This window comes from Bacteroides sp. 41_26, assembly GCF_949740115.1.
Lineage (GTDB): Bacteria > Bacteroidota > Bacteroidia > Bacteroidales > Bacteroidaceae > Bacteroides > Bacteroides nordii.
This window is the reverse complement of sequence record NZ_CATJGZ010000110.1, coordinates 1-7,520: the sequence shown is the minus strand read 5'-3', so window position 1 is coordinate 7,520 and position 7,520 is coordinate 1. Positions and strand designations below refer to the sequence as shown.

General features: G+C 40.2%; 8 protein-coding genes. 5 read left to right on the top strand and 3 right to left on the bottom strand.

The features are described 5' to 3' along the window. Positions 1-130 precede the first annotated feature (130 nt). The 3 genes from QX565_RS16440 to QX565_RS16430 are packed head-to-tail and all read right to left on the bottom strand — an operon-like array spanning position 131 to position 1,870. Positions 131-406, bottom strand: coding sequence for a hypothetical protein (locus tag QX565_RS16440; protein WP_221651551.1), 276 nt, complete (start codon positions 404-406; stop codon positions 131-133). Continuing rightward, on the bottom strand, positions 403-1,203 hold the full coding sequence (locus QX565_RS16435) for an ABC transporter permease (RefSeq protein ID WP_251236880.1): 801 nt from the start codon (positions 1,201-1,203) through the stop codon (positions 403-405). The genes QX565_RS16440 and QX565_RS16435 overlap by 4 nt, the downstream gene beginning before the upstream one ends. A 46-nt stretch (positions 1,204-1,249) precedes the next feature. After that, the gene (locus QX565_RS16430) at positions 1,250-1,870 is read right to left on the bottom strand and encodes an ABC transporter ATP-binding protein (RefSeq protein ID WP_289293543.1); all 621 of its coding nucleotides are present in this window, start codon (positions 1,868-1,870) and stop codon (positions 1,250-1,252) included. A 279-nt stretch (positions 1,871-2,149) separates the two neighbouring features. Between QX565_RS16430 and QX565_RS16425 the strand changes: the two genes are divergently transcribed. From QX565_RS16425 to QX565_RS16405, 5 genes are all read left to right on the top strand, one after another. Beyond that, complete coding sequence (locus QX565_RS16425; protein ID WP_289293542.1) at positions 2,150-2,620, top strand: T9SS type A sorting domain-containing protein; 471 nt, start codon at positions 2,150-2,152, stop codon at positions 2,618-2,620. Beyond that, complete coding sequence (locus QX565_RS16420) at positions 2,617-4,392, top strand: CotH kinase family protein (protein WP_289293540.1); 1,776 nt, start codon at positions 2,617-2,619, stop codon at positions 4,390-4,392. The genes QX565_RS16425 and QX565_RS16420 overlap by 4 nt, the downstream gene beginning before the upstream one ends. Before the next feature lie 256 nt (positions 4,393-4,648). Next, positions 4,649-5,179, top strand: coding sequence for a ferredoxin domain-containing protein (locus tag QX565_RS16415; RefSeq protein WP_002560202.1), 531 nt, complete (start codon positions 4,649-4,651; stop codon positions 5,177-5,179). Positions 5,180-5,226: 47 nt separating this feature from the next. Next, entirely contained in the window at positions 5,227-6,342 is a 1,116-nt protein-coding gene (locus QX565_RS16410; protein ID WP_289293538.1) for an agmatine deiminase family protein, read from the top strand. A 43-nt stretch (positions 6,343-6,385) separates the two neighbouring features. Further along, entirely contained in the window at positions 6,386-7,270 is an 885-nt protein-coding gene (locus tag QX565_RS16405; protein ID WP_122201722.1) for a carbon-nitrogen hydrolase, read from the top strand. Positions 7,271-7,520: the final 250 nt, after the last annotated feature.

The window sequence follows — 7,520 nt, the reverse complement described above, 5'->3', positions numbered from 1 at the left end:
GATAGCAACCCATTTAACTTATTTAACTGTTTTTTCTTGCACAAATATTTGCGCAGGTCTTAGAATTCTGCGTTTCAATAAAGATTAAAAAACTCTGTGGAACTCCGTGTTACTCTGTGGTGAAATACACTCAAAACCGTTTATATTTAATAAGAACTTTATTTTTTAAAGCGTATTTCTCGTCTACTACTCTATCTGTAGGGAAAAATGTGAATATAATCCTCCAATCTTCTTTTTGATAAACGAATTTTCGTGCATTTGTTCCTTGTTCTATTAACACAAGTTTCTCCCGAATGAAGCGTTCTATGTCGGATGGTATAACGATCCCTTCCCGTGAGACTTCTGCTGTAATGAAGAATCCCGGTGTTGATAACTTTGAAATGAATTCCAGAATCTGTTCTGTCATTTTTTCTCTTTCTTTTCTACCATAACCTGTAATAGTTTGCCATAAGCATCAAATGATTTACGTGATGCCAGCGAAATGGTAATCATTAATGAAAGCATGGAAGCTGTAAATGTAATGACCATAATCATCATTTGATATTTGATAGCCACATTCGGACTACTTCCTCCCAATATCTGACCAATCATTGTTCCCGGAAGTGCAACCAGTCCCATTACAGCAATGTTGGCTATCAGTGGGCTGAAAGCTTTAATAATTGCCTGCCGGATGAAAGGTGCCTGTGCTTCCTGCCGGGTAGCTCCGTTGCCGAGCAGATAGCAATAGAGTTGTTCTTCCCGTTTCAAACCACTATAATAGGTATTCAGTGCAATGACATTACTCGAAAGCATGTTTCCCATTAAGATACCGAAAATAGGTATGAAATATTGTGCACTAAATACATTGTCCAGTTGTAACACTATACCGATGAAATACATTCCAACCAGGACGACACTGCATAGGAAACCTACACTGATAGGGATTAATAGTATTTTTCGTTTTAGGCCGGTACGTACGAGAGCTGTCTGCCCGGCTACAAATATCATAATAATCACCCATAGAAAGTTTATCCACGGATTATTCCACAAAAACAGATATTTTAAGTACATTCCGATAAGGAAGAGTTGTACGATCATACGTGCTGTACCGATAAGAGTAGCTCTGAGGAGTCCGGTTTTAAATTTCCATAAATAAAATACAGGGATTATCAGTAAGAGTAACCCTGTTAGCAGACTAAGGTATGATATATCGATGGTTCCCATAGAGAGGCATTTACAAATTAAATGATTTACAATTAGACGATTGAAGTTACAGAGCTATTAATTGGTGGCAGCCATGAGCAAAGGTTTTATCATGTGATACGACGAGAACGGCAGCTCCTTGTTCGGCCTGCTTCCGGAAAAAGGCCAGTACTTTATCTGTAGAGCCGGAGTCGAGTGCCGAGGTAGGCTCATCTACTATGATAAGTGGCTTTTTCAGCAAGGCAGCCACGGCTATCATAATGCGTTGACGTTGTCCGCCGGATACTTCCCCTACCCGTTTTCGATACAAATCTTCATCCAGCCCCAGTTCCGCAAAACAACCGAACAGTTTTTCTTCAGAGAAAGAGGCTCCCCTGTTTGCTTTTAGTTCGAAAGGTAACTGTACCATTTCCTTCACCCATTCCATAGGCAGAGCCAGTTCCTGCGGAATCCAGGCTATCTGCCGACGAATGGTGTCAATGGTATTTCGGGTCAGTTCGAAGTCACCTACGGTAATTGTTCCTTTACGTAGAGGGACAAATCCCATGACAGCATTTAGAAGAGAAGTTTTTCCTCGCCCCGATTCGCCTGCGATACAAGCGGTTTCACCTTTATGTAACTGCATGCAAAAACCGGAAAAAAGCTCTTCGTCTCCGAAAGCAATACATGCATTGTCTATTTGTAGCATTTTACTTCTTTATTCTATCTTTCTGGCAAAGGTAAACAAAATATTGGAAGAATCGTAGAATAATCTACTTCACATACCTCTTAAGTCTGTTTTTACAGAAACATTGTTTGGGTGTTATTTCTTGTATATTCTCATTGATTTTAAATATAGCTGACAACGATTGTTTTGCTTGAATACTGCGAGTATGCTTAATTGATGTTAAATAACAACATTCCGTTTGGGGTGTTCCTATCTCTCATCTGTTTTATCAAATAGAGTTAATTATTAAATCTTTCTATTATGAAACACATTTATGTATCATTACTGAGTGTCTTTTGCTGTATGTATGCTCTTCCCTCCAATGCTCAGCAGTTAGTAGCCACAGCAGGTGAAGATTCCCCTATAGCAACATGGGCTATAGGAGAAGTTATAGGTGGCCATTATCAATCAGATGATTGTATGGTTATTCAAGGCATTTTGTCTTATGTATCCTTTTCTTCACTTGTTGGACTTGAAGACAATGATTGGCAGGATAAAACGGCTATATGGCCCAATTCGGTCAGTGATTATATAAATGTATGTATACCTCAATACAATTCTCCGATACAAGTTCGTATTTATTCGTCGAATGGAATGCTTGCAAAGCAATTTCGTCTGTTGAGATCCAAAGAAACTTTTGATTTATCGTTTTTGGCTCCCGGTATGTATGCTGTTAGATTGATTGACATAGATGGTAAAGCAGTAATAACCCAAAAAATCATAAAATTATGAGACACGTTCTTTTATTTATCTGCCTTTGTACTTGTTTGAGTTTGTTTGCCACTAATCCCCAGAAAGGATTTAATTATCAGGCAGTCATACGAGATGCTTCCGGAGTTGCTCTGAAAGAGCAAAATGTAACGCTTTTGGTTACTGTTTTATCTGATAATCAAGTCCTTTATAAGGAAACACATCAGCTTACCACATCTGTTTCAGGGTATGTGAATATGATAATAGGTGTCGGAACCAGTGTTTCAGGTACATTTGAAAACATAGAATGGAGTGCTCAAAATCAGTCCATAAAAGTAGAACTTGACAGAGGCAACGGTTATGAAGTGATTAATACTACAACATTGAATAGTGTGCCTTATGCTAAATATGCAGAATATGCGTTAGGTGGTGATTCCGAAGTACTTCAAAAATCAATCAATGCATTGAAAAAAACAAATGATAGTTTAATAAACTGTATTGTTACTTTGGAGGCAAGCTTGAAGAGAAATGAGACATCTATCAGTGATTTGAAAGATGCTACCGCATCATTTACCGAATATCAGGAGCTGAAAGATAAAAAATATACTTCTATTCTTCCGTCGGAGAGCTTAGGACAGGTTAATATAACAGTTAATCTGAATGATGTGACAAAGGATTATCCGGTTTCTGCCAAGTTAACTTATAGTGGTGGGAATGGGTATGGATTCAAGTCGGATATAGAGATAACCTATCAGGGATCTTCATCCATGTCTTACCCCAAGAAGAACTTTTCTATTGACCTTGACAGGAAAATAAAATTTGGAAACTGGATACCAATGGACTCTTATCATTTGAAAGCTAATTATATAGATGCCACACAGGCGCGTAATGTCTGTATGGGACGTGTTATCGATGATGTTGCCGGTACATTACCTTTTGAAAAGCAACGTCCCTGGCGTTCGGGTTGGGGAGACAATATCAAAGGGAGTGTATTGGATAATGGTGCCAAAGGGCATATTGACGGATTTCCTGTGGAGCTTTACATTAATGATGAGTACTATGGACTATATACCTGGAACTTGAAGACGCATCGTGACAACTTCTGTATGGATAAATCCAATCGTAAACATATCTTATTGAAGGCTGAAGACCATAACTATTTCTATGGTTTTGTAGCCGGTAATTGGGAAATGAAGAATCCTAAGATAGATGGTGTAAGTGGTTTGGGTGACATTCCCCAGGATATTCAGAATACAATAGCCCGTCCGTTGAATTGGTTTGGCAGTGTACAGAGGAATCCGAGTTCTTTTAAAAGTGATTTTGCCAGTTATTTTGATAAAGGGTCTATGATTGATTACTATATTCTTCTGGAGGCATTTTATGCTGATGATGATGTAGATAAGAATCTTACGATGTGTACTTGGGATGGGAATATCTGGTATTTTTTGTGGTATGATATGGATACGATTCTGGGGCTTTACTGGAATGGAAGTAAGTTATTGTCAAGTTCGGGTACTGTTCTTAATTCTCCTGAACCCGGAGAAAGTGGCAAACGGTTCTGGAATATGTTTTATACTGCTTTTAAACCAGAAATCATAGCGCGTTGGAATGAATTGAAAAAGGATGCATTGAGTTATAATAATGTAATTGGTCGTTTCTCTGATTTTATGTCACAGATATCACAAGAAGCCTATGAACGTGATTTTAAGAAATGGCCGTATATTCCATCGAATAGTAGTTGCTATACTTCTTTGGCGCAAATAAGCAGATGGTATCAGGAACGCTTAGTATGGATGGATAGTTATTTTAAATGATCTTTGGAAAAGATAAAAGAATAAATGAACAGGCTGTTTCAAAATAATATGGAACAGTCTGTTTTTCTTTATTTTACTGTTAACAATTTGTTTGTAGCAAACGCCTTGCCTGATTGCAGGGGGCGCATTACTTGCCTGTAGCTTACACCCGTTCTGCGTGTAGATAACCCTCCCGGATCAGATAAGGAATTAATTCTTTTTTCAACTGCATTTTTATATTTATCTTTGCTTACTGATTTTATTTAAAGTAAAGGCTATGATACAGAATGAACGAGACATTCGCCACGAGCATATACTCAACGTGGCGCGGCAGATGATGACAGCTGCCCGTACTGCTCCGAAAGGAAAGGGTATTGATATAATAGAAGTGGCTTTGGTTACAGGTGAGGATATCAAAATATTGTCTGACAAGATGATTGCAATGGTTGAGGAGCATGGAATGAAATTCTTTCTTCGCGATGCTGATAATATTCTAAGTGCTGAATGCATTGTATTAATAGGTACGCGCGAGCAAGCACAAGGATTGAATTGCGGACATTGCGGATATGCTACGTGTGCAGCTCGTGCCGAGGGAGTGCCCTGTGCGCTAAACAGTATTGATGTAGGTATTGCCATTGGCTCGGCATGTGCTACAGCTGCCGATATGAGGGTGGATACACGTGTGATGTTTTCAGCCGGATTGGCTGCCCAGCAACTCAATTGGCTGAAAGACTGTAAAATGGTGATGGCTATTCCTGTTAGTGCTTCTTCTAAGAATCCGTTCTTTGACCGTAAGCCAAAACAGTAAATAGGGTTGTTCTAAAGATTTATAAATATTAAATTGTAAGTAAACAGATGGGAATTATAGTTGGGCTTCCTCGTTCGGGCGATTCGGAAAAGGATTTGCAGTTGAATTTTGGTAAGGTGATGGCTCAGCAAACAGAGATGCGGGCACCCTTTCTTCCTGCTGAATGGTATCCGCAAAGTGGTGTTCAGCTGACCTGGCCTCATGCGGGAACAGACTGGGCTTATATGCTTGATGAAGTACAGGAATGTTTTGTCAATATAGCCAATGAGATCGCTCAGCGAGAGCTGTTACTGATTGTAACGCCCGAACCGGAAGAAGTAAAGAAGCAGATCGCTGCTACTGTGAATATGGAGAATGTACGCTTTCTGAAGTGTGGCACAAATGATACTTGGGCACGTGATCATGGAGCTATTACCATGATGGACGTAGATGCCCCTTCCCTGCTCGATTTCACTTTTAATGGCTGGGGGCTGAAGTTTGCTTCCGATTTGGACAATCAGATTACCCGTCGTGCCATTGAAGACGGAGTTCTGAAAGGACGCTATGTCAACCGTCTCGGTTTTGTTCTCGAAGGAGGTTCTATTGAGAGTGATGGTATGGGTACATTGCTCACGACTTCTGAATGTTTATTGTCCCCCAATCGTAATGGGCAAATGAATAAGGTGGAGATTGAGGAATATCTGAAGAGTGCATTTCATATTCAGCAGGTACTTTGGCTGGATCATGGTTATCTGGCAGGAGATGATACGGATAGCCATATCGATACACTTGCCCGTTTATGCCCCGCTGATACGATCGTATATGTGCAATGTGAAGATGAGAAAGATGAACATTATAAATCTCTTCATGCCATGGAAGAGCAGCTTAAAACATTCCGCACGTTGGCCGGAGAGCCTTATCGCCTGTTAGCTCTGCCAATGGCCGATGAAGTGCAGGAAGAAGGAGAACGCTTGCCTGCCACTTATGCTAATTTCTTGATACTGAACGATGCGGTACTTTATCCAACTTATGATCAGCCCGAGAAGGACAAACGTGCAGGAGAAGTTTTGCAGGAAGCTTTTCCTGGGTATGACATAATTGGCATTGACTGCCGCGCTTTGATCAGGCAGCATGGCTCTTTGCATTGTGTAACCATGCAATACCCCACAGGTATCATAAAGTAACCCCAATCGTAAATCGTAAATTGTCTAATCGTAAATTACTAAGATGAGAAATATAAAAGTCGGCTTGATTCAACAGGCCAATACTTCAGATATCAGAACTAATCTGATGAATCTGGCTCAAAGTATAGAAGCATGTGCCGCACGTGGTGCACAACTGGTTGTGTTGCAGGAGTTACATAACTCTTTGTATTTCTGTCAGACAGAAAACACAAACTTATTTGATCTGGCAGAACCTATCCCCGGCCCTTCTACCGGGTTTTATTCCGAACTGGCTGCCAGTAACCAGATTGTGCTGGTTACCTCTTTGTTTGAGAAACGTGCTCCGGGATTGTATCACAACACTGCGGTTGTTTTTGACAGTGATGGCAGTATTGCCGGGAAATATCGTAAGATGCATATTCCTGATGATCCTGCTTATTATGAGAAATTCTATTTTACTCCGGGAGATATTGGTTTTGAGCCTATCCAAACATCTTTAGGAAAATTAGGAGTACTTGTTTGTTGGGATCAATGGTATCCGGAAGCTGCCCGTCTTATGGCCCTGAAAGGAGCCGAATTATTAATTTATCCTACCGCTATTGGCTGGGAAAGTTCGGATGCGGATGATGAAAAGATTCGTCAGCTCAATGCCTGGATTATCTCTCAGCGTGCCCATGCTGTAGCAAACGGACTTCCGGTTATTTCTGTCAATCGTGTAGGGCATGAACCCGATCCGTCTATGCAGACAAATGGTATTCTTTTCTGGGGAAATAGTTTCGTTGCCGGTCCGCAGGGAGAACTTCTTGTACAGGCCGCTAATGATCGTCCTGAAAATATAGTAGTAGAGATTGATATGGAACGTTCGGAAAATGTTCGTCGTTGGTGGCCATTCCTGAGAGACAGAAGAATAGATGAATATGAAGGGCTGACGAAGCGATTCCTGGATTAAGATTCAAAATTCACCACAGAGTGCTTATTATTTGATAAACGCAGATTAACGCGAATTATCGCAGATTTGAAAGACTGTTATTCTTTTATCTTTTGTTTTCCTTTGCGAAAATCTGCGTTAATCCTTTAGATTTGCATCATAATAAATAGAGGTTGAAATATTATCTTTGTAGTTAAAACAAGTTAACCAAGGAAAGCAGGTGACCTATTGCGTTATCTAGGCAGAAGTCCTATACGCAGAATTAGTCCTG